Genomic DNA, 18,927 nt, shown 5'->3' with positions numbered 1-18,927 from the left:
CCGGGGCGCGTCCCCGCTCCCGTCCAGTGTGCCGGGCGGCGCTCCGTTCCCCGGCGCCGGCACGGGGCGTGCCCGCCGTGCGGGGGCGCCGGCGGGTGCCGGGCCCCGGGGGCCGGTCCCGCATTCGGCGCACCGCACGAATGCGTGTCGCCGTGGATAGCGCAAGCATTTCCACGGGGGAAACGCTGGTGCTGCAAATGGTCGCACTTCGGACCCGAACAGATATATCACATGGCAGCGCGTGTTCGATCACATACGGCCGCGGTAGACATCCCGTGTCACATTTCTGCGCACGAGGAGAGAAAGCATGCGCAAGTTCATCGGTCGTACCGCGGGCTCGTTCGCCATCGCCGCCCTTGCCGTCGTCCCGCTCTCGGGCCTGGCCTCCGCCGCGTCGTGGGACGACGCGCCGCGCCTCAGCGCCGGCAACAACTGCGGTGCCAAGTACGGCAAGTTCCACTGTGACCGGGTGCACAAGGAGCACAACGAGTACAACGACAACAAGGCGTACACGTACAACGACAACGACACGTACAAGTTCAAGTACAAGAAGAACGTGACCAAGGTCGGCCTGGCGATCGGCAACGTCGAGCAGTGAGCCGGCTTCCGCGGGACGGGCGGCTCCTGGGCCCGCCCACCCGTTGAGACCAGGAAAGGCCCCGCGTGTCGCGGGGCCTTTCTCTGTGCGGCGGGATTATGACAGCCGGGGCGGGGAATGGCACGGTGGGCGGAGCCGATGGCGGTTTCGCTCATTTTCGCGATTTTGACGACGGCTGCCCGGAGTCGGGGGCTTTTGATTGGCGCATGCGCACCCGGGCGGGCGATGGCGCGGTGATATGTGTCTACGGTTTCGTGGCATTCGGGTGAACCGGCGAAACTGAACTGGCGGACGCGAGTTGTCCAGGACGCTCCGGAAACGGGCACTCCGCTTCGAGAAGGGTGAATCGTGATCAAGAAGTTCCTGGCCACGACGGCCGTAGCTGCGTCCATCGTCGGCGTCTCGGCCGCGGCGGCTCCGCAGGCCATGGCGGTCGGTGACGGTCGTGGCACGTCGACAGCCAACGGCAACGGTGCAGGGCAGGCGTTCGGCAACTCCAGCACCGAGGGCGACATGGCCCCGCAGCTGAGCCTGATCGAAGGCACGCTCAACAAGCCCTGCATCGGCATCCCGATCACGAACGTGCAGAACATCGTGGCCCTGGTCAACGTCGGCGTGCAGGACATCCTGTCCTCGGACCAGAACCAGCAGTGTGTCGAGAACTCGACCGAGTCGCAGGGCGACCAGCCGCTGTCGCACATCATCGACAAGCTCCCGCTGCTGTCCGAGAACGGCGTCAACAACAGCTGAGCCGGTCTGCCGTAAAAGGCCCGGGGCGTCGGTTCTCTCCTCCTGAACGACTCGGGCCTTTGCGCTTTAAAAAAGCGCGAGCAGTCCCCGCATTACCCCACTCTTCTATCTGTGCCGCGCTGAACCATTCGGGCGATTCCTCGTGAAAATCGACTTCGCAGGAGTTTCGTCGGCGCGGACGAATCGTTACACATATTGGTAGCGGTGTTACGGGCGATCTAGAGGGCGCCCGTGCGGCACGAAGGACGTGACCGTTTCAGACTCCGCTGCGGAAAGGGCTGAAAGTGAAGTACGCGAAGGTTGCCGCAGTCGCTGCTGGAACGCTCATGGCGGCCGGAGCCGCCACTCCGGCGTTCGCCGACGCGGGTACCTCGGGCGCCGCCCAGAACTCCCCCGGCGTCCTCTCCGGCAACGTTCTCCAGGTCCCGATCCACATCCCGATCAACCTCTGTGGGAACTCGATCGACATCATCGGTCTGCTGAACCCGGCGTTCGGCAACACCTGCGTCAACGACTGACGCACCGCGTCGAACGGGTAGCAGTGGATGGAGCGAAAGGCCCCGGCGCGCCAGCCAAGCGTGCCGGGGCCCTTCGCGTCGGAGGGGGCCGGGAAGTGGTGAAACGGATGGGTTTCTCTTTCGGGCCGACATTGTTGAACACCGAAAAAGCGGTGGTCCGGAGAGAGCCGGGGAGGCCGCGCGAAGTTTTCGGCCGCGGCGGTCGCCAGCACCGCTCAGGAAAGGACAGCGGAAAGTGAAGTACGCGAAGACGGCCGCGTTTCTGGCCGGTTCCGTCATGGCTCTGGGAGCGGCGTCCCCCGTTTTCGCCGGTGCACCGGGGCAGGTGCCGAGTTTCAGCCTGAACGGTGGTCTTGCGGACGCCCTGAAGAACAAGCAGCTGGACGGCCGGCAGCTCGATCCGGTGGTCCGGACCGTCGAGAACACCTCCAGTGATCTGCAGAGTTCCACTGCCACGAAGAAGCTGCTGAACACCGTCGGGGATGTCACTCAGAAGACGCCGGGGCTCAGGGGCGTCGAGGTGGCCAAGCCGGCCCGTAAGTAAGGCCCGGCCCGCGGTACAACTGTGCCGCTCAGTTGTACGCGAAATCATTTGAGTGATGGAGCACAACCAAGCTCGTCACACCGAGTTGTGCACACTGCCCCCGGGTAAAGAGCATCCCGAAACGCGAAGGATCACATATGATCAACAAGGCGCTGGCAACAGTGGCCACGGCTGCTTCCATTGTCGGTATCGCGGCCGCCACCGCTCCAGAAGCATCGGCCGTCGGAGACCACCGCAAGGTCACCACGGTCAATGGCAACGGCGCGGCCCAGACGTACGGCAACTTCTCCACGATGGGGAACATGAGCCCGCAGTTCGCGCTCATCCAGGGCTCCTTCAACAAGCCCTGCATCGCGGTGCCCATCGACAACGTGCAGAACGTCGTGGGCCTGGTCAACGTGGGTGTGCAGGATCTGCTGTCCTCGGACCAGAAGCAGCAGTGTGTCGAGAACTCGACCCAGGTCCAGGGCGACGGGCCGCTGTCGCACCTCATCGACAAGCTGCCGGTCCTCTCCGTCAACGGCACCAACAACCAGTGACGGGTGCCGTCGCCGCGTGACCGGGGTGAGGGCCCGCGCTGTCGCCGTCCGGCGGCGCGGGCCCTTTTCCCTGCGGTGTTTTCCCGGGGCCGGTGCGCGTGCCGAGGTCAGCCGCACTCGTCCGGCTGTTCCAGCAGAGCTCTGCGCAGACTCATCAGCGCTTCCAGATCGGCGACCCGGGCAAAGCGGCCGAGCAGGGTGTCGACGCCGGCGTCGTCGCCGCGGCGCACCGCCGCGACGATTTCCTCTTTCACGCGCATCGCGTCCACGGGGGCGACCATGCGGTAAGCCTTGTCCTTTCGCTGTCCGGCGGGGCCGGGAGAATCGTCCCCGGAACGTGCTGCCGAAAGCCCACACGGAAGAGTGGCATTTCGGGCAGGACGCTGGAATGTCGATCTGTTCGGGTGATGATGCGCAACTTTCCGGGCTGCGCCGGGTTGTTTCTTACAGGGCTCCCTTCGTCATGGGAGTTCATTTCCTGAAGGGGTTTCGAGATGAACAAGATGATGGCGAGCGTGGCGGTTGCTGCGTCTCTGGTCGGTATCTCCGCGGCGGCCGCTCCGCAGGCCATGGCGGTGGGCGACGGCCGCAACACCGGAACGGCGAACGGCAACCACTCGGCGCAGGCATTCGGCAACGGCGGCACCGAGGGCGACATGAGCCCGGACGCCACGCTCATCGGTGACTCGCTGAACAAGCTGTGCATCGGCATCCCGGTCACGAACGTCCAGAACATCGTGGCCCTGGTCAACATCGGCGTGCAGGACATCCTGTCCTCGGACCAGCACCAGCAGTGTGTCGAGAACTCGACCGAGTCCCAGCAGGACCAGGCGCTGTCGCACCTCATCGACAAGCTGCCGATCCTCTCCCAGAACGGCGTCAACAACGAGTGACCCGTCCGGCGGCCGCCCGCCGGCCGCCGAAACCCGTTGAGGGACCGCACGCCACCCGCGTACGGTCCCTCAACGGCGTCCGGGCACCTTCTCGGCCTCCCGTACGTCCTACGGACGTGATCCACCGGGGGAATCGTCCCCGTGCGGGATTGATCACCCGAAGTTGCGGTGAAGATCCTGCTCAAGAACTAGAACGTGCTTTTGCCAAGCCATTACCCTTGTGGGAAGGCCGCGCACGGCGGCCATGGAGGAGTGAGATGAGGAGCAGCAACCCGGTCTTCTCGCGACGGGGGTTCAGCCGCGACAACAACGGCTACGCGGGCTTCGACGCGCCGCCGCAGGCCGGGGCCGCAGCGAACCCTTACGCCGGGACCAACCCGTACGCCCAGGGCGGCAACCCGTACGCCCAGGATGCCGCGCCGGGCACCCAGACGCCGCAGTACGCGCCGCAGACCCGTCGGATGACGATGGACGACGTCGTGCTGCGTACCGGCATGACGCTCGGCACCGTGATCGCCGGTGCGGCCGTCGGCTGGATCTTCCTGACCAAGAGCCTCGGCTTCGCCGTCGGCGCCGGGCTGATCGCGATGGTGCTGGCGTTCGTCCAGTCCTTCAAGCGCAAGCCCTCGCCGGCCCTGATCCTGACCTACGCCGCGTTCGAGGGCCTGTTCCTCGGCGCGCTCAGCGGCGCGATCAACGACGTGCCGAAGCTGGCCGGCGCGCCCATGCAGGCCGTGATGGGCACCATGGCGGTCTTCGTCGCCATGCTCATCGCCTACAAGACCCGCATCGTGCGGGTCACCGCCCGCTTCACGCGGTACCTGATGATCGCGCTGCTCGGCTTCGTGCTGCTGTCGTTCGTCAACGTGCTGTTCATGGCCTTCGGCGGCGGTGACGGCCTCGGCTTCCGCAGCGGCGGCCTGGGCATCCTGTTCGGCGTCGTCGGCGTGGTGCTCGGCGCGCTGTGCCTGGCCCTGGACTTCAAGCAGGTCGAGGACGGCATCGCCTACGGCGCTCCGCGCGAGGAGTCCTGGCTGGCCGCGTTCGGCCTGACCGTGACGCTGGCGTGGATCTACATGGAGCTGCTGCGGCTGATCTCGATCCTCCGGGACTGAGGCGGGCACCGCGGCGGGCGACGCCCGCCGCGGTGACCCGGCCGGAGACCTGACGAAGGGCCCGTGGGCGTTCCCACGGGCCCTTCGCCATGTCTCTCGGCGGGCACGGCTAAAGCTTGCGCGCGGCGCGCCTGAGGTCGTATTCGTGGACGATCGCCTTGGCGTGCCCGTAAGCGAGATTGTGCTCGCCCCGGAGCCAGCTGACCTTCTCCTCGAAGCGGAAGAGAGCGGGGCCTTCATCCACCGTGCGAAGCCAGTCGGAGACTTCGCGGCCGGTGCAGTGGGGGATGCGGGAGAGCAGGTTCCGGTGGGTCTCTTCGGAGAAGAGTTGAGACATCGGCGCCTCCGGACGCGTTCGATGCTGGTCCTTCAGCCCACCGTGCCTGACCGTTGGGGTGTTGGCAACCACCCGGGAGTGGCGCATAAGCTCGGCCTGTGCTTGACGTGATGCCTTTGCAGACTGCCGTGGAAGCCCTCGCCGACCGCCTGCGGGCGCTGCCGCAGAGCGCCCTGGCGCGCGGCGCGGCGGCCGAAGCGCTCGCCTTGGCCCGTGAGTTGGCGGTACGGGCGCAGCACGTCGAGGAGCCGGGACGGGAGCCCCGGGAGATCCCGGACGCCGGGATGTTCGCGGTCGGTGACCAAGTGGCGGTGGCCGGGCACGACTTGGTGGAGGCGGTACGCGCCGCCGGCGACGAGCGCGCGCTGGCGGCGGCGGTGGAGCTGGTGCGGGGGGCCTCGGCGCGCTGCTGAGCCCCCGGGGAACGGCTGCTTCCGGCCGGATTCTTCGGCGCGGGCGGGACGTTTTCCGGCGCGGGCAGGACGTTCTCCGGCGCGGGCAGGACGTATTACGGCGCGGGCGGGACGATTTTCAGAGGGACGCGATGACGCGGTCCGCGAGGATGTAGACGCTGTCGGTGGTGGCGGGGCCCCAGGAGAAGGTCAGGGCGTAGGCGCCGGAGATGCCGGAGCCGCCCAGGAGGACGGGGGCGCTGCCCGCGCGGAGGGCCGCGGCGACGCGCTCGGCGGTCTCGCGGTGGCCGGGCGTCATGCAGATCGTGGTGCCGTCGGTGAAGACGTAGACGTCCAGGGTGCCGAGCGGGCCGGGGCGGACGTCCGCGAGCGGGGTGCGGTCGCGGGCCAGCTCCTCCAGGCGGCCGACGGTGCGCTCGTGGTCACCGACGGCGGGAGCCGGGGTGAAGTCCGGGTGCGAGGGGTGGCGCCGGCGCGCGGCGGCCAGCTCGGCGGACTCCGCCTCCTCGGCGGCCTCGCTCTCCAGCGCCTCCACCTCCAGCGCCTCCAGGGCGCCCGGCCCGTCGGCGGCGTGCGGCGCGTCCGGGCCGAGCAGCGGCTCCAGCCCGGCGAGGTCCGCCTGCCGGGGCAGGAAGTACACGTCGTCGAGGCGCTCGTGCGGGTCGAAGTGGTCGATGCCGCCGTCCAGCGGGCCCATCAGGGACGGGGCGTCGGCGGCGTCCCTGGCCTCCTGGGCGGCCCAGAACGCGCGGGCCTCGGCGAGTTCGCGCTCCCGCTCCTCGGCCAGCGCGTCGGCGACGGCGGCCCGTATGTCGGCGAGCGCGTGCCCCGCGTCCGGGGTGGTGCGGGCGGCGGGGATGCTCGGCGCGGCGGACTGCGCGCGTGCCTCGGCGCGGGCGTCCGCGTACGCGGCGAGGAGCTCGGCGCGCAGCCCGGTGACCTGGCGGCGCAGCGCGTGGGCGGTGTACAGGGCGGCCGCTCCCAGGGCCACGGCGACCGCCGCGGCCAGCAGCAGGGCAAGAGTGATGGCGCTCACTGACGTACTCCCATTAGCAGAATGTCCCCCGACTTCCTACATCAGGCTGCCGGTCGTCGGCGACCGGGCCCAGTGCCGCAGGTCCTCGACCGGGCGGGGATTCGGTCCTGGTGCGTTCGGGTGACACCGCGCTGACCTGCGAGGACGTGGCCACGTGGGGGGTTTGGTCACAATCCTGGGGGCGATTTGATCGCGATCTCGTCAACCGGTGACCCAGCTCACCGACGGTCGCTCTGTGTACGTCAGTTGGGACACAGGGTGCGGGTGTGGCGCGGATGGGGGACGTACGGACACGGACGGTCGCGGAACCGGGGCGCGTCCGCGGTCCGTACCCGTCGGCCGGGCGCCGTCCGCCGTGGACGGCGCCCCGCCGGCCGGGGTCAGCTCAGGCGCTCGACGACCATGGCCATGCCCTGGCCGCCGCCCACGCACATCGTCTCCAGGCCGAACTGCTTGTCGTGCCACTGGAGGGAGTTGATCAGGGTGGTGGTGATGCGGGCGCCGGTCATCCCGAAGGGGTGGCCCACAGCGATCGCGCCGCCGTTGACGTTCAGCCGGTCCAGGTCGATGCCGAGGTCCCGGTACGAGGGGATCACCTGCGCGGCGAACGCCTCGTTGATCTCCACCAGGTCGATGTCGGAGATCCCCAGGCCCGCGCGGCGCAGGGCCTGCTGGGACGCCTCGACCGGGCCGAGGCCCATGATCTCCGGCGACAGGCCGCTGACGCCGGTGGAGACGATCCGGGCGAGCGGCGTCAGGCCCAGCTCGCGGGCCTTGGTGTCGGACATGATCACGAGGGCCGCGGCGCCGTCGTTGAGCGGGCAGCAGTTGCCCGCCGTCACCAGGCCGTCGGGGCGGAAGACCGGCTTGAGGCCCTGAACGCCTTCGAGGGTGACGCCCGCGCGCGGGCCGTCGTCCGTGCTGACGACCGTGCCGTCCGGCGTGGTCACCGGGGTGATCTCGCGCTCCCAGAAGCCGTTCTTGATCGCCTGCTCGGCGAGGTTCTGGGACCGTACGCCGAACTCGTCCATGTCCTGGCGGGTGACGCCCTTGGCGCGGGCCAGGTTCTCCGCGGTCTGCCCCATCGCGATGTACGGGTCGGGCAGCAGGCCGTCCGCGCGCGGGTCGTGCCAGTCGACGCCCTCCTGCTCGGCGCGGGCGGCGGTACGCGCCTCGGCGTCCGCGAACAGCGGGTTGTGGGTCTCGGGCATCCCGTCCGAGGTGCCCTTCACGGAGCGCGAGACGGTCTCCACGCCGGCCGAGATGAAGACGTCGCCCTCGCCCGCCTTGATGGCGTGCAGCGCCATCCGGGTCGTCTGGAGGGAGGACGAGCAGTAGCGGGTGACCGTACAGCCGGGCAGGTGGTCCATGCCCATCTGCACGGCGACGATCCGGCCCAGGTTGTGCCCCTGCTCGCCGCCGGGCAGGCCGCAGCCGAGCATCAGGTCGTCGATGTCCTCCGGGTCGAGCGCGGGGACCTTGGCGAGGGCGGCCTGGATGATGCCGGCGGTCAGGTCGTCCGGCCGTACGTCCTTCAGGGAGCCCTTGAAGGCGCGGCCGATCGGGGAGCGGGCGGTCGAAACGATCACGGCTTCGGGCATGACGGCTCCAGGGGGAGGACTGGCAGGGCTGAGGGGGAAGTTACCCGGCCGTAGGGCGGAGGTCACGCGGTAGCGCTTGTGATGCGGAACTCTTTTCTAAGCGGGTGCTTATCGCTGCGCTTGGCTGCGGGGGATGGGGGTGCGGCGTATGTGTGTCTGCGGGCACGGTGCGCCTGCGGCGGGCGTCCTCAAGCGCCGGACGGGCTGGTTTCGCTTCGCTCGTCCTCAAGCGCCGGACGGGCTGGTTTCGCTTCGCTCGTCCTCAAGCGCCGGACGGGCTGGTTTCGCTTCGCTCGTCCTCAAGCGCCGGACGGGCTGATCTTGCTTGGTTCGTTCTCAAGCGCCGGACGGGCTGGTTTCGCTTGGTTCGTTCTCAAGCGCTGGACGGGCTGGGTTTGCTTGGCTCGTCCTCAAGTGACGGGTCGGCCGGTTTCGCTCGCTCGTCCTCGAACGCCGGGCCGGCCGGTTTTGCCGGCCCGGGCGATTTCGTCTTGCTCGTCCGTGAGCTTTCCCGCTCAGCGCTGGGAGGTGCCCCGGGACGGGCTGGTCCTCTCTGCGGCCTCCGTCGGCTCCGGTGTGGGGATCTGCCGCCGCCTGCGGTGTTTGAGCAGGGCCCAGGGGGCGCGGGTGGCGGTGACTTCGGTGCCGCCCTCGTCCGCGGCCTGGGCGGCGGCCTCGGCCACCGGGAGGATGCCTTCGCGGCGGTACGGCTCCGGGTGCTCCTCTTCGGGCCACAGGCCGAGTGCGGCGCAAAGGGTGGGCAGGACGGCCATCGCGGCGGTGGCGTAGCCCTCGGCGGAGGGGTGGTAGTTGTCGGGGCCGAACAGTTCGCGGGGGTGCGCCTCGAACTCGGGTCCCAGCAGGTCGCCGAGGGAGACCGTACGGGCGCCGTGCGCCACCACCCCTATGGTCTGTGCGGCGGCCAGCTGCCGGGACAGGCGGCGGGCGACCCAGCGCAGCGGCTGGTAGACCGGCTCGATGGTGCCCAGGTCGGGGCAGGTGCCGACGACCACGGCGCAGCCCGCCTCGCGCAGCCGGCGGACCGCGTCGGACAGCAGGCGCACCGAGCGGGCCGGCGGCATCCGGTGGGTGACGTCGTTGGCGCCGATCATGATGACGACGACGTCGGGCGTGGGCCCCGGCCCCGCCAGGACGAGCGTGACCTGCCGGTCGAGGTCGTCGGACTGGGCGCCGGGCAGCGCCACGTTGTGCAGGTCGACCGGCAGCTCCGCGACGGCGGCCAGCCCGGAGGCGAGCAGGGCGCCCGGGGTCTGGCGGGGGCGGTGGACGCCCTGTCCGGCGGCCGTGGAGTCGCCGAGGAAGCCCAGGCGCAGCGCGGGCCGGTCGGTGCGGTGGGCGAAGGCGGAGCCGTAGCGGCCGTCCGCGCAGGGCGGCTGGGCGCTGGAGCCGCCGACCGTACGGCGGGCGAGGCGGACCTCGGTCAGCAGCAGGCCGACACCGGCCACGCCGAGCAGACCGATCCCGCCGCCGCCCACCGCGGCGGCGGCGGCGATCCGCCGTGCCACCCTCGCCCTGGACATCGTCATCGGCATAGGCCGGGCACCTCCCCGTGCAGTGCGTGCGAAAACGTACGGAATGTCGTGCGGAGTGACGGGCGGACGGAGTCGGAGCGGCGGGCGGAGTCGGTGGCGGAGGCGGGCCGCGGGGCCCGGGCCGGGGCGTCGTGGTGGCGGCGGCGAGAAGTGCCGTACCAAGGTGGTGCCCCGTCGGGCGGGCCGTGCAACGCGCGGCGACTCCATGAGGGGCGGGCAATAGGCTGGTCGGATGGGCGCAGGACAGCGCGCCCCCGACAGCGGAGACCACCGTGCAGTTTTACGAATCCATGATCGAGCTCGTCGGCAACACCCCGCTGGTGAAGCTCAGGAACGTCACCCGGGGGATCCGGGCGACCGTCCTGGTGAAGGTCGAGTACTTCAACCCGGGCGGCTCCGTGAAGGACCGGATCGCCGTACGGATGATCGAGGCCGCCGAGAAGTCCGGCGAGCTGAAGCCGGGCGGCACCATCGTGGAGCCGACCTCGGGAAACACCGGGGTGGGCCTGGCGATCGTGGCCCAGCAGAAGGGCTACAAGTGCATCTTCGTCTGCCCGGACAAGGTGTCCACGGACAAGATCAACGTGCTGCGGGCGTACGGCGCCGAGGTCGTGGTCTGCCCGACGGCGGTGGACCCGGAGCACCCGGACTCGTACTACAACGTCTCGGACCGGCTGGTCCGTGAGACGCCGGGCGCCTGGAAGCCGGACCAGTACAGCAACCCGAACAACCCGCGTTCGCACTACGAGACGACCGGTCCCGAGCTGTGGGAACAGACCGAGGGAAAGATCACTCATTTCGTCGCGGGCGTCGGCACCGGCGGCACCATCAGCGGCACCGGCCGTTACCTGAAGGAGGCCAGCGAGGGCCGGGTCAAGGTCGTCGGCGCCGACCCGGAGGGCTCGGTCTACAGCGGCGGCTCGGGCCGTCCGTACCTGATCGAGGGCGTCGGTGAGGACTTCTGGCCGAGCGCCTACGACCGGACGGTCGCCGACGAGATCGTGCCGGTCTCGGACAAGGACGCCTTCCAGATGACCCGGCGCCTGGCCAAGGAGGAGGGCCTGCTGGTCGGCGGCTCCTGCGGCATGGCGGTCGTGGCGGGCCTGGAGGTCGCCGAGCGGCTCGGTGAGGACGACGTGGTGGTGGTCCTGCTGCCGGACAGCGGCCGCGGCTACCTCAGCAAGATCTTCAACGACGAGTGGATGGCGGACTACGGCTTCCTGGAGGACGCCGGTCCCGCGGCACGCGTCGGCGACGTGCTGCGGCACAAGGAGGGCGCGCTGCCCTCGCTGGTCCACATGCACCCGGAGGAGACGGTCGGCGAGGCCATCGAGGTGCTGCGCGAGTACGGCGTCTCGCAGATGCCGATCGTCAAGCCGGGCGCCGGGCACCCCGACGTGATGGCGGCGGAGGTCGTCGGCTCGGTCGTGGAGCGCGAGCTGCTGGACGCGCTGTTCGCGCAGCGCGCGTCGCTCGACGACCCGCTGGAGAAGCACCTGTGCCCGCCGCTGCCGCAGGTCGGCTCGGGCGAGCCGGTCGGTGACCTGATGGCGGTCCTGGAGAAGGCGGACGCGGCGATCGTGCTCGTCGAGGGCAAGCCGACGGGCGTGGTGAGCCGGCAGGACCTGCTCGCCTTCCTGGCGCGGGACGCCAAGCAGGCGTAAGCACGGGGACGCCGGGGAGCCCGGGACGGGCGGTGCGCGGCGCCGAGGACAGCCGGCGTCAAGTGGCCGTCAGGAAACGGGCGGAGACCGCAAGGGCTACGTATGCGTCACGCGCCCGCAGCACGGGCTTAACACGGGCCCGGCACAGTGGTGACGGTGGCGATACGGACTTCCGGAGCGGCTCCCGGACCTTCCGCAGATCGCCCGGACGCGACGACCGGCCCTGACCCGGTCCGCGTCCCCGCGGGGACCGCCGTCGTCCCGCCCCCGGCTCCGGCCGGGGTGCGGCGGTCCCCGCGCACCGGCCTTCGCGCCGGTCCGCGCCCGGACTCGCGCGCCGGCTCGCGCAACGCCCCGCGCGCCGATCCGCGGAACGACCCGCGCGCCGGTCCGCGGAACGACCCGTGCGCCGGCCGCCGCCCGGCCCGCGCGCCGGGCGGCTCAGTCCCATCCGTCCGCCTCCCGTTTGCGCTTCCCGGGCGCCGCCCACCCGAAGAGGCCGGAGGTGTGCAGCGCGTTGACGCCGACGATCCCGGCCCAGCTGACCAGCATCCCGATCAGGTCCGCGTGGGCCGCGCCGATCGCGGACAGCGGGATCGCCAGCACCAGGGAGACGGTGGCGAAGCCGAAGCGCTCGCCGTAGCCGTTGCCGGGCTCGGACCGTGGACGGGGCGGCTGCGCGCCGCGCGCGACCTGCATCTGCTGCTGGGCGAACTGCCGGCGCACCCGCTGGTCGACCGACGTGTCGAGCTTCTCCAGGAAGCGCTCGACCAACTCCGACTCGTACTCCGGCCCCAGCTCCTTGCGGGTCTGCAGGGTCGCGTCGAGTTCTTTCCGCAACTCCGGGTCATGGGTAGCCATGCTGCCGAGATTACGGACGGGAAGCGGGCCGCGCGGTAGGGCTTTCCCCCGTATTCGTGGGGGTGGAACCCGGCTCCTGGGCGCCGGCGGGCGGGATGCGGCCGGTGTCGTGGCGGGCGACGGCCCAGTACAGGACGGCGGGTACGGCCAGGCCGACGAGCCAGGAGAGGTCGGCGCCGCCGAGCGGGGAGACCAGCGGGCCGGTGTAGAAGTGGGTGGCCAGGAAGGGGAACTGGGCCAGCACCCCGGCCGCGTACACCGCCAGCGCCCGGCCGTTCCAGGCGCCGTAGCGGCCCGCCGGGTCGCTGAGCGCCGGGATGTCGTACCGCTCCTTGGAGATCAGGTAGTAGTCCACCAGGTTGATCGCCGACCAGGGCGTGAAGAAGGTCAGCAGGAACAGCAGGAAGTCCTTGAACGAGGTGAGGAAGGAGTCCTTGCCGAGCAGGGCGACGGCGGTGCCCGCGAGCATGATGCCGGTGATGTAGACGGCCCGGCCGCGTGGCGTGACAGTGCTCCCCTTGCCTCCGGCGCCGGGCGCCCCCGGCTTGCGGAAGCCGCTGACGCTGGTGACCAGCGACATGAAACCGCCGTAGGTGTTCAGCACGTTGATGGTCAGCTTGCCGAGGGCGATGACGAAGTACAGCGCCGAGGCGATCAGGCCGGTGCCGCCCAGGGAGACGACGTAGGAGACCTCGTGGCCCACGAAGGCGGCGGGGGCCGCGGCGGCGGCGAGCGCGCCGAAGGTCATCGACCACTGCGAGCCGAGGACCGAGCCGGACAGCGTCCACCAGAAGGTGGCACGGGTGGAGGTGTGCCGGGGGAGGTAGCGGGAGTAGTCGGCGACGTACGGGCCGAAGGCCAGCTGCCAGGAGGCGGACAGCGAGACGGCGAGGAGGAGGAGCGGGAAGGAGAAGGACCGGTCGTGCAGGAGTACGGCCAGGTCGGCCCGTTCCAGCAGGCGCGCGCCGAGGTAGAGGAAGGCCAGCGCGCAGACGATGCTGGCGACGCGGCCCAGGATGTGGACGAGCCGGTAGCCGACCGCGGCGGCGACGGCGGTGACCACGGCGAAGACGACGATGCCCGGGGTGGCGCCCAGGTGCGTCAGCTCGCCGACCGCCTGCCCGGCCAGGACCGTGCCGCTGGCGAAGAAGCCGATGTACATCACGATGACCAGGGCCAGCGGCACCACCGCGCCGCGCACCCCGAACTGGGCCCGGGAAGTGATCATCTGCGGCAGGCCGAGCCGTGGCCCCTGGGCGGAGTGCAGCGCCATGACCGCGCCGCCGAGGAGGTTGCCGAGCAGCAGGCCGATCAGGGACCAGAAGGCGTTGGCACCGAAGACGACGGCCAGCGCGCCGGTGACGACGGCGGTGATCTGGAGGTTGGCGCCGAGCCACAGGGTGAACTGGCTGACCGGCGTGCCGTGGCGTTCGTCGTCCGGGACGACGTCGATCGTGCGCTGTTCCACCACTGCCGCCATCGGCTGCCCTCTTCCGCGCATCGGCTGTATGAGTTCATGCAGGATCAGTGTGGGTGAATGGAAAAATCAATACCCGGGACCGGGAAAGGTGGTGCCGGGGCCTCCGGGTACGGCCGTGGGCGCGGTCCGGGACGCGGGCGTACGGAGATCCGGGCAGGCGGTGGGCTCCAGCGGGCGCAGCTCGTCCGCGTACGAGACGGAGAGACGGCGCATCAGCCCGTCTTCGGTGATGGCGTACTGCCCCAGACGCCACAGCGGCGGCGAGTACGCGTGCAGGGACACCGCGTCGTCGGTGGCGCCGGTGAGCCGGTGGATGTGGTCCGGGCCGAAGCAGAAGGAGGCGCCGGCCCGGACGGGGGCGGCCAGGTGCGCGCCGCCGATCCGCGGGTTGGACTCGGTCAGCACGCCCTGGACGACCCGGACCGCGCCGGACGAGAGGTCGTGGTCGTGCCAGCCGGTGTCGTTCTGCCGGGTCCAGCACAGCAGCCAGACGTCCACGTACGTGTCGCGGTGCAGGGAGGCGTAGTGCCGCTCGGCGTCGGAGAAGGCGACCTCGCCGCGCCAGAGGCCGGGCGCGGCGGCCAGCCGGTCGACCAGGGTGCGCAGTTCGCGCTTGCCGAGGTTGCGGGCGGGGAGGGCGGTGAAGAGCGCGGGGACGTCGTGCGGCGGGGGTGCCGCGGGGACCTCGGGGGACATGTGCGGGCTCCTTACGCCGGGCCGAGGAGGCGGGCGGGGTTGGCGGTGCGCAGGGCGTGCACGGCGGTGGCGCCGAGGTCGGGCACGTCCGGTACGGCGTACGGGCGGTCGCTGCCGTGCACCAGGGCGTCGATGCCGACGGCGCGGACGACCGCGTCCACGGCGCGTGTGCCGTAGGAGGAGGTGTCGTAGAAGACGCCGGGATCGACGCGCCCGCGGTCCCGGGCGCCGCGCGCGGCGAGCCGTTCGCCGTGCAGCGGGGCGAGGCCCGCGAGAGCGGCGAAGCAGACGCGCAGGCGCGGATGGCGGGGGCGGCCGAAGGCGCGGAAGGCGAACCAGGCGGCGTGCAGTTGCTGGAGGTACGGGACCAGGGCGGGCCACCACGGAGGGCTGCCCGGCGGGGCCGGGGGAGCGGGCCCGGGGTGGATGAACAGGGGCCTGCCCAGGTGTTCCGCGGCATCGAGAAAAGACGCGCAACGGGCCCACCCGGCGGCGTCGAGCAAGGCGGTGGCGGGGAGTTGCAGCCCGACGCAGCCGCTGCGCAGCAGCCGCACGACGGAGGCGGGGTCGGGAATCCGGGCGGACAGGCAGGGAGAGGCCCAGACGCCGAAGGGCGCGGGCAGCGCGAGCGCGCCCTCGTGGAAGGCGTCGAGCAGCGGGACGGCCTCGGCGGGCGGCAGGAATTCGACGCCGAGCGGACTGGAGAGGCAGAGCAGGGCCCGGTCGAGCCCGTCGGCGCGGGCCCGTTCCGTCCGGGCGGTGAGGTCGTGGTCGGCGGGATCGACGGTGTACGGGGGTTCGCCGGGCAGGTGCAGCGTCCAGCCGTCCAGGCGGGGCGGTGCGCGGCGGGTGCGCAGCAGGTCGGTGAACCGCGGTGGCCACACGTGCTGGTGGACGTCGGAAGGCACGGACTTCCTCCCGTGGGTGGAGGAGGTTAACCGCTTCAGTGATGCGATTGAGTGAAGCGATTAACCGGAACGGCGTCAAGGGAACGGCAGGGGCGCCCGCGCGCACCCGGCGGCGGGCGGGCGAAGCAACACGCGGGAGACGCCGCTGCCTTGGGTAGGCTTCCGGCATGGTCAGGCCCCGTAAGCGCCCCACCCTCCGCGAGGTGGCCGAGGCCACCGGGCTCTCCACCGCCGCCGTCTCCTACGCCCTGCGCGGCACGCACGTCTCCAAGGAGACCGAGGAGCGGGTGCGCAAGGCCGCCGCCGAACTCGGCTACGAGGCGGACCCCATCGCCCGCGCCCTGGCCAGCGGCCGGACCAGCATGGTCGGTGTGCTGGCCGGGGACCTCCAGGACCTGTGGCAGCAGCAGCTGATGGCGGCGATAGGGCGGGAGCTGCTCGCGGGCGACCGCTACGCCCTGATCCTCGACGCGGGCGGCGACCCGCAGCGCGAACTCGCCCTGGCCAAACAACTGCGCGACCAGCGCGTCGACGGCCTCCTGGTGTCACCGGTCGACCCCTCGGCGGCGGGCTGGGCGCAGATCGCCGAGGCGGTGCCGGTGGTCTCCATCGGGGACTCGCTGCGCCGCGCCCGTACGGCGGGCGAGGTGCTGTTCGACAACCGCGCCGGGATCGACGCCGTACTGGAGTACCTGGTGGGGCTGGGCCACCGCCGGGTCACCGTCCTGACGCCGACCGGCCCGTCCACCCCCGACCGGCCCGCCGACGTGTACGTGAGGGAGGCGGCCGGGCGCCTCGGCATCACCGCCGAAGTCCTGCCGTGCGCGCAGGAACTGGGCGAGGCGACGGCGGTCGCGCGGCGCGTGCTGGGCGGTGGCGGGCCGGGCGGGGTGAAGCCGACGGCGGTGTTCTGCTTCTCCGACTCGATCGCGTACGGGGTCTACGCGGCGGCGGCCGAGGCATCGCTGGCGGTCGGCCGGGACGTCTCGGTGGTCGGCTTCGACGACCACCCCGTCTCCCAGGTGCTCACCCCGCCCTTGACGACACTGGACTGGGGACTCGCCGGCATCGCCGCGGAGGCGGCACGGCTGGCCGTCGCGGCCGTCGAGGGGCGGCGCGTCCGGCGCAAGCGGATGCTGTGCGCGCCGCGGCTGAGCGAGCGGGGGTCGGCGGTACGGGTGTGAGGGGGCGCCGGACGTTCGTGGTGCCGGCTCCGCGGTCCCGCGGTGCTGCCCGGCCGTACCCCGCGGTCCTGCCCTCTTGCCCGACCACGCCCCGCACTCTTGCCCGACTGTATATCGTCATGCAGAGTCATCAGTGAGTGAATAAGGGCTGTCGGGGAAGGGAGCCGCGCACCATGCCGTCCCGGACTCCGGACCAGGACAGACGGCCCGGCCGTACACCCGCCGCGGACGGCCCCGCCGGGCCCGCGCGCACGGTCGCCCTCGACGGGCGCGGTCTCGGCGCGGACGGCTATGACGCCCTCGCCTTCATCAGCAGCAACGCCCTCACCCTCGCCCAGGCCGCCGGTGCGCTGGACGCGCGGATGGCGGATCGGCCGCCGGCGGCGGACGTGGTGGTGGCGGAGGGGCTGCTGGACGGGCCGGCGGCGCTGTGAAGCGGGGGGAAAGGGGCGGGGAGCGCGTCCCGATTACGTACAGTCGGGCGGCGGGACGGGACCCGCGCGGTACGCCGCCGCCCCGCACGACCAGGAACGACACGAAGGCCGGGAGCACGGCCGCGAACACGGCCGGGAGGCAGCGATGAACGGGGACGGCGGCGAGGACCGCGGCGGCACGGCGGCGGAAGCGGGCACGCGGGGGGTGCACGGCAGCCAGGGGGCGCACGGAACGCCGGAGCCCGGCCCTGGAGCGGCCACCGGCACGGCGGCGCGTCTCCAGAAGCTCTTCGAAGGGCACCGCCTCACCCCGACCCAGCGGCGTATCGCGCACTGCATGGTGCGCCGGGCCGCCGACGCGCCCTTCCTCTCCAGCGTCGAACTCGCCGAACTGGCCGGGGTCAGCCAGCCCTCGGTGACCCGCTTCGCGGTCGCCCTCGGCTTCGACGGCTACCCGGCGCTGCGCAAGCACCTGCGGGAGGTCGTGCCCGCCGCGACGGCGCGCGGCACCGAGGCGAGCAACGAGTACCAGCAGGCCGTACAGGCCGAGATCGACAATCTGCGGCACCTCGCGGCGGTCCTGGCCGACCCGGGCCCGGTGGTCCGGGCGGGCCGGCTCTTCGCGGCCTCCCGGCCGCTGCCGGTCCTCGGGCTGCGGGCGGCGACCGCGCAGGCCGCCGGTTTCGCGTACTTCGCCCGCAAGGTCCACCCGGACGTCCGGCTGCTCGACGAGGGCGGCACGATGCTCACCGACCGCATCGACGCGGCGGTGCAGGCGGGCGCGAGCACCCTGCTGTGCTTCGCGCTGCCGCGCCACCCGCGCGAGGTGGTGGACGCCCTGGAGTACGCGCGCGCCGCCGGTCTGACCGTCGTGACGGTCGCCGACAGCGCCTTCGCGCCGGTCGCCCGCCACACCGACCTGCTGCTGCCCGCCGCCGTCGGCACCGGCCTCGCCTTCGACACGGCCTGCGCGCCGATGCTGCTCGGCCGGGTGCTGCTGGAGGCGATGTGTGACGCGCTGCCGGACGCGCAGGCGCGGCTGGAGGAGTTCGACGCGAAGGCGGCCGAGCGGGGGCTGTTCGTGGAGTGAGCCGCCACCGCTCCACGGGCCTGACGGCCGGCTTCACGGAATTCTCAGACGGGCTGGCTACCATCCGCCGCCGTGACGTCGATCCGTAGCCGGATCGTGGAGCGAGGAGGAGGTTGTCGTGGGTCGCGGGGCTGTTGCGCTGGCGCGGGTGGCGGTGCTGGTACGGGCGCCGGCCGGGTGGCTGTGGTGGCCGGGTGTGCTGGCCGCGGGGGCGGGCGTGCTGGTGCCCGGGCTGACCGGGCGGCGGATCGGGGTGTTCGCCGGGGCGGCGCTGTTCATCGTCGCGGCGTACGCGGTCTTCGCGGTGCGCCGCAAGCGGTACGCGCGCCTGGCGAAGGCGGCGTCCCGGGCCGGTAAGTCGGCGATCCTCCAGGACCGTGCCGTGACGCTGCGGGTCTGGCGGCGGGCCCACCGCTGGTGGCTGCTGCTCGCCTTCCTGGCCGCGCTCGGCTCCTCGTTCGCGCTGCCCGCGGCGGGCGGGATGCTGCTGGCCGGGGCGGGCCTCGGGCTGTGGGCCAAGGCGCTGTGGCTGGGCTGCTGGGAGCGGGAGCACGACGCGCTGCTGTGGGTCCGTACGGAGGCGGCCGTACGCGGCGGGCCCGCCGGGCGGGACGTGCGCGGCTACCTGACGACGGGTGTGGCGGCCAAGGACGCGCGCCCCGGCGGGGCGAAGGCGGCCCGGCCGAAGGCGGCGAAGGTCTGACGGCCGGTCC

General features: G+C 71.7%; 22 protein-coding genes. 13 read left to right on the top strand and 9 right to left on the bottom strand.

The genetic code is table 11. The features are described from left to right. Positions 1-307: 307 nt before the first annotated feature. The 5 genes from JXZ78_RS25025 (at position 308) to JXZ78_RS25005 (ending at position 2,949) form a co-directional block, all read left to right on the top strand. The gene (locus JXZ78_RS25025; protein ID WP_030021621.1) at positions 308-598 is read left to right on the top strand and encodes a hypothetical protein; all 291 of its coding nucleotides are present in this window, start codon (positions 308-310) and stop codon (positions 596-598) included. A 348-nt stretch (positions 599-946) separates the two neighbouring features. Further along, entirely contained in the window at positions 947-1,348 is a 402-nt protein-coding gene (locus tag JXZ78_RS25020; protein WP_030021622.1) for a rodlin, read from the top strand. A 284-nt stretch (positions 1,349-1,632) separates the two neighbouring features. After that, a complete protein-coding gene (locus tag JXZ78_RS25015; protein ID WP_030021624.1) occupies positions 1,633-1,866 on the top strand; it encodes a chaplin in 234 nt (77 codons plus the stop codon). Between the two features lie 235 nt (positions 1,867-2,101). Beyond that, entirely contained in the window at positions 2,102-2,410 is a 309-nt protein-coding gene (locus tag JXZ78_RS25010; protein ID WP_030021625.1) for a hypothetical protein, read from the top strand. 137 nt (positions 2,411-2,547) lie between these two features. Continuing rightward, positions 2,548-2,949 (top strand): rodlin, encoded by a 402-nt coding sequence (locus JXZ78_RS25005; RefSeq protein ID WP_030021627.1) that lies wholly within the window; start codon positions 2,548-2,550, stop codon positions 2,947-2,949. A gap of 107 nt (positions 2,950-3,056) precedes the next feature. On the opposite strand, the gene JXZ78_RS25000 is transcribed toward JXZ78_RS25005, so the two are convergent. Further along, on the bottom strand, positions 3,057-3,218 hold the full coding sequence (locus JXZ78_RS25000; RefSeq protein ID WP_157851643.1) for a hypothetical protein: 162 nt from the start codon (positions 3,216-3,218) through the stop codon (positions 3,057-3,059). A 225-nt stretch (positions 3,219-3,443) separates the two neighbouring features. Between JXZ78_RS25000 and JXZ78_RS24995 the strand changes: the two genes are divergently transcribed. Both JXZ78_RS24995 and JXZ78_RS24990 read left to right on the top strand, forming a co-directional pair. Next, on the top strand, positions 3,444-3,842 hold the full coding sequence (locus tag JXZ78_RS24995) for a rodlin (protein ID WP_238783355.1): 399 nt from the start codon (positions 3,444-3,446) through the stop codon (positions 3,840-3,842). A 257-nt stretch (positions 3,843-4,099) separates the two neighbouring features. Beyond that, the gene (locus JXZ78_RS24990) at positions 4,100-4,957 is read left to right on the top strand and encodes a Bax inhibitor-1/YccA family protein (protein WP_030021629.1); all 858 of its coding nucleotides are present in this window, start codon (positions 4,100-4,102) and stop codon (positions 4,955-4,957) included. A gap of 109 nt (positions 4,958-5,066) precedes the next feature. Here the strand turns inward: JXZ78_RS24990 and JXZ78_RS24985 are convergent, their stop codons facing one another. Beyond that, on the bottom strand, positions 5,067-5,294 hold the full coding sequence (locus JXZ78_RS24985) for a DUF4287 domain-containing protein (protein ID WP_003984087.1): 228 nt from the start codon (positions 5,292-5,294) through the stop codon (positions 5,067-5,069). Positions 5,295-5,404: 110 nt separating this feature from the next. On the opposite strand from JXZ78_RS24985, the gene JXZ78_RS24980 reads away from it, so the two are divergent. Continuing rightward, entirely contained in the window at positions 5,405-5,707 is a 303-nt protein-coding gene (locus tag JXZ78_RS24980; protein ID WP_208870178.1) for a hypothetical protein, read from the top strand. A gap of 118 nt (positions 5,708-5,825) precedes the next feature. Here JXZ78_RS24980 and JXZ78_RS24975 read toward each other — a convergent pair whose 3' ends face one another. From JXZ78_RS24975 to JXZ78_RS24965, 3 genes are all read right to left on the bottom strand, one after another. Beyond that, positions 5,826-6,743 (bottom strand): hypothetical protein, encoded by a 918-nt coding sequence (locus JXZ78_RS24975; RefSeq protein WP_030021631.1) that lies wholly within the window; start codon positions 6,741-6,743, stop codon positions 5,826-5,828. Positions 6,744-7,123: 380 nt separating this feature from the next. Continuing rightward, positions 7,124-8,344, bottom strand: a complete 1,221-nt coding sequence (locus JXZ78_RS24970) for an acetyl-CoA C-acetyltransferase (RefSeq protein WP_030021632.1) — start codon at positions 8,342-8,344, stop codon at positions 7,124-7,126. A gap of 515 nt (positions 8,345-8,859) precedes the next feature. Then, positions 8,860-9,897: an SGNH/GDSL hydrolase family protein gene (locus JXZ78_RS24965; protein WP_030021633.1), complete on the bottom strand. Its 1,038-nt coding sequence runs from the start codon at positions 9,895-9,897 to the stop codon at positions 8,860-8,862. A gap of 272 nt (positions 9,898-10,169) precedes the next feature. On the opposite strand from JXZ78_RS24965, the gene JXZ78_RS24960 reads away from it, so the two are divergent. After that, on the top strand, positions 10,170-11,561 hold the full coding sequence (locus JXZ78_RS24960; RefSeq protein ID WP_030021634.1) for a cystathionine beta-synthase: 1,392 nt from the start codon (positions 10,170-10,172) through the stop codon (positions 11,559-11,561). Between the two features lie 441 nt (positions 11,562-12,002). Here the strand turns inward: JXZ78_RS24960 and JXZ78_RS24955 are convergent, their stop codons facing one another. The 4 genes from JXZ78_RS24955 to JXZ78_RS24940 form a co-directional block, all read right to left on the bottom strand. Then, a complete protein-coding gene (locus tag JXZ78_RS24955) occupies positions 12,003-12,422 on the bottom strand; it encodes a hypothetical protein (protein ID WP_030021635.1) in 420 nt (139 codons plus the stop codon). A gap of 10 nt (positions 12,423-12,432) precedes the next feature. Then, positions 12,433-13,902: a purine-cytosine permease family protein gene (locus JXZ78_RS24950; protein ID WP_030021636.1), complete on the bottom strand. Its 1,470-nt coding sequence runs from the start codon at positions 13,900-13,902 to the stop codon at positions 12,433-12,435. A gap of 66 nt (positions 13,903-13,968) precedes the next feature. Beyond that, positions 13,969-14,598 carry a cysteine dioxygenase gene (locus JXZ78_RS24945; protein WP_078624423.1) on the bottom strand — a complete coding sequence of 210 codons (630 nt, stop codon included), beginning with the start codon at positions 14,596-14,598 and terminating at the stop codon, positions 13,969-13,971. Positions 14,599-14,609: 11 nt separating this feature from the next. Then, positions 14,610-15,506: an amidohydrolase family protein gene (locus JXZ78_RS24940; RefSeq protein ID WP_030021638.1), complete on the bottom strand. Its 897-nt coding sequence runs from the start codon at positions 15,504-15,506 to the stop codon at positions 14,610-14,612. A gap of 167 nt (positions 15,507-15,673) precedes the next feature. On the opposite strand from JXZ78_RS24940, the gene JXZ78_RS24935 reads away from it, so the two are divergent. The 4 genes from JXZ78_RS24935 to JXZ78_RS24920 all read left to right on the top strand — a co-directional run bounded on the left by JXZ78_RS24935 (position 15,674) and on the right by JXZ78_RS24920 (position 18,917). Then, on the top strand, positions 15,674-16,690 hold the full coding sequence (locus tag JXZ78_RS24935) for a LacI family DNA-binding transcriptional regulator (protein ID WP_030021639.1): 1,017 nt from the start codon (positions 15,674-15,676) through the stop codon (positions 16,688-16,690). 173 nt (positions 16,691-16,863) lie between these two features. Continuing rightward, positions 16,864-17,124, top strand: a complete 261-nt coding sequence (locus tag JXZ78_RS24930) for a hypothetical protein (protein ID WP_030021640.1) — start codon at positions 16,864-16,866, stop codon at positions 17,122-17,124. Between the two features lie 145 nt (positions 17,125-17,269). Next, positions 17,270-18,214, top strand: a complete 945-nt coding sequence (locus JXZ78_RS24925; protein ID WP_030021641.1) for a MurR/RpiR family transcriptional regulator — start codon at positions 17,270-17,272, stop codon at positions 18,212-18,214. 118 nt (positions 18,215-18,332) lie between these two features. Then, the gene (locus JXZ78_RS24920; protein WP_030021642.1) at positions 18,333-18,917 is read left to right on the top strand and encodes a hypothetical protein; all 585 of its coding nucleotides are present in this window, start codon (positions 18,333-18,335) and stop codon (positions 18,915-18,917) included. Positions 18,918-18,927 lie beyond the last annotated feature (10 nt).

The sequence above is a fragment of the Streptomyces monomycini genome, from assembly GCF_022271435.1.
Lineage (GTDB): Bacteria > Actinomycetota > Actinomycetes > Streptomycetales > Streptomycetaceae > Streptomyces > Streptomyces monomycini.
Note: the sequence above shows the minus strand (reverse complement) of the source record. Positions and strands in the feature narration are given on the sequence as shown.

Bases quoted from the DNA above. Each gene is read 5' to 3' on its own strand.
- JXZ78_RS24950 (WP_030021636.1), bottom strand. From the start codon at position 13,902: ATGGCGGCAGTGGTGGAACAGCGCACGATCGACGTCGTCCCGGACGAC.
- JXZ78_RS24955 (WP_030021635.1), bottom strand. From the start codon at position 12,422: ATGGCTACCCATGACCCGGAGTTGCGGAAAGAACTCGACGCGACCCTG.
- JXZ78_RS24925 (WP_030021641.1), top strand. From the start codon at position 17,270: ATGAACGGGGACGGCGGCGAGGACCGCGGCGGCACGGCGGCGGAAGCG.
- JXZ78_RS25005 (WP_030021627.1), top strand. From the start codon at position 2,548: ATGATCAACAAGGCGCTGGCAACAGTGGCCACGGCTGCTTCCATTGTC.
- JXZ78_RS24935 (WP_030021639.1), top strand. From the start codon at position 15,674: ATGGTCAGGCCCCGTAAGCGCCCCACCCTCCGCGAGGTGGCCGAGGCC.
- JXZ78_RS24970 (WP_030021632.1), bottom strand. From the start codon at position 8,344: ATGCCCGAAGCCGTGATCGTTTCGACCGCCCGCTCCCCGATCGGCCGC.
- JXZ78_RS24930 (WP_030021640.1), top strand. From the start codon at position 16,864: ATGCCGTCCCGGACTCCGGACCAGGACAGACGGCCCGGCCGTACACCC.
- JXZ78_RS24965 (WP_030021633.1), bottom strand. From the start codon at position 9,897: ATGCCGATGACGATGTCCAGGGCGAGGGTGGCACGGCGGATCGCCGCC.
- JXZ78_RS24985 (WP_003984087.1), bottom strand. From the start codon at position 5,294: ATGTCTCAACTCTTCTCCGAAGAGACCCACCGGAACCTGCTCTCCCGC.
- JXZ78_RS24995 (WP_238783355.1), top strand. From the start codon at position 3,444: ATGAACAAGATGATGGCGAGCGTGGCGGTTGCTGCGTCTCTGGTCGGT.
- JXZ78_RS24980 (WP_208870178.1), top strand. From the start codon at position 5,405: ATGCCTTTGCAGACTGCCGTGGAAGCCCTCGCCGACCGCCTGCGGGCG.
- JXZ78_RS25025 (WP_030021621.1), top strand. From the start codon at position 308: ATGCGCAAGTTCATCGGTCGTACCGCGGGCTCGTTCGCCATCGCCGCC.
- JXZ78_RS24990 (WP_030021629.1), top strand. From the start codon at position 4,100: ATGAGGAGCAGCAACCCGGTCTTCTCGCGACGGGGGTTCAGCCGCGAC.
- JXZ78_RS24945 (WP_078624423.1), bottom strand. From the start codon at position 14,598: ATGTCCCCCGAGGTCCCCGCGGCACCCCCGCCGCACGACGTCCCCGCG.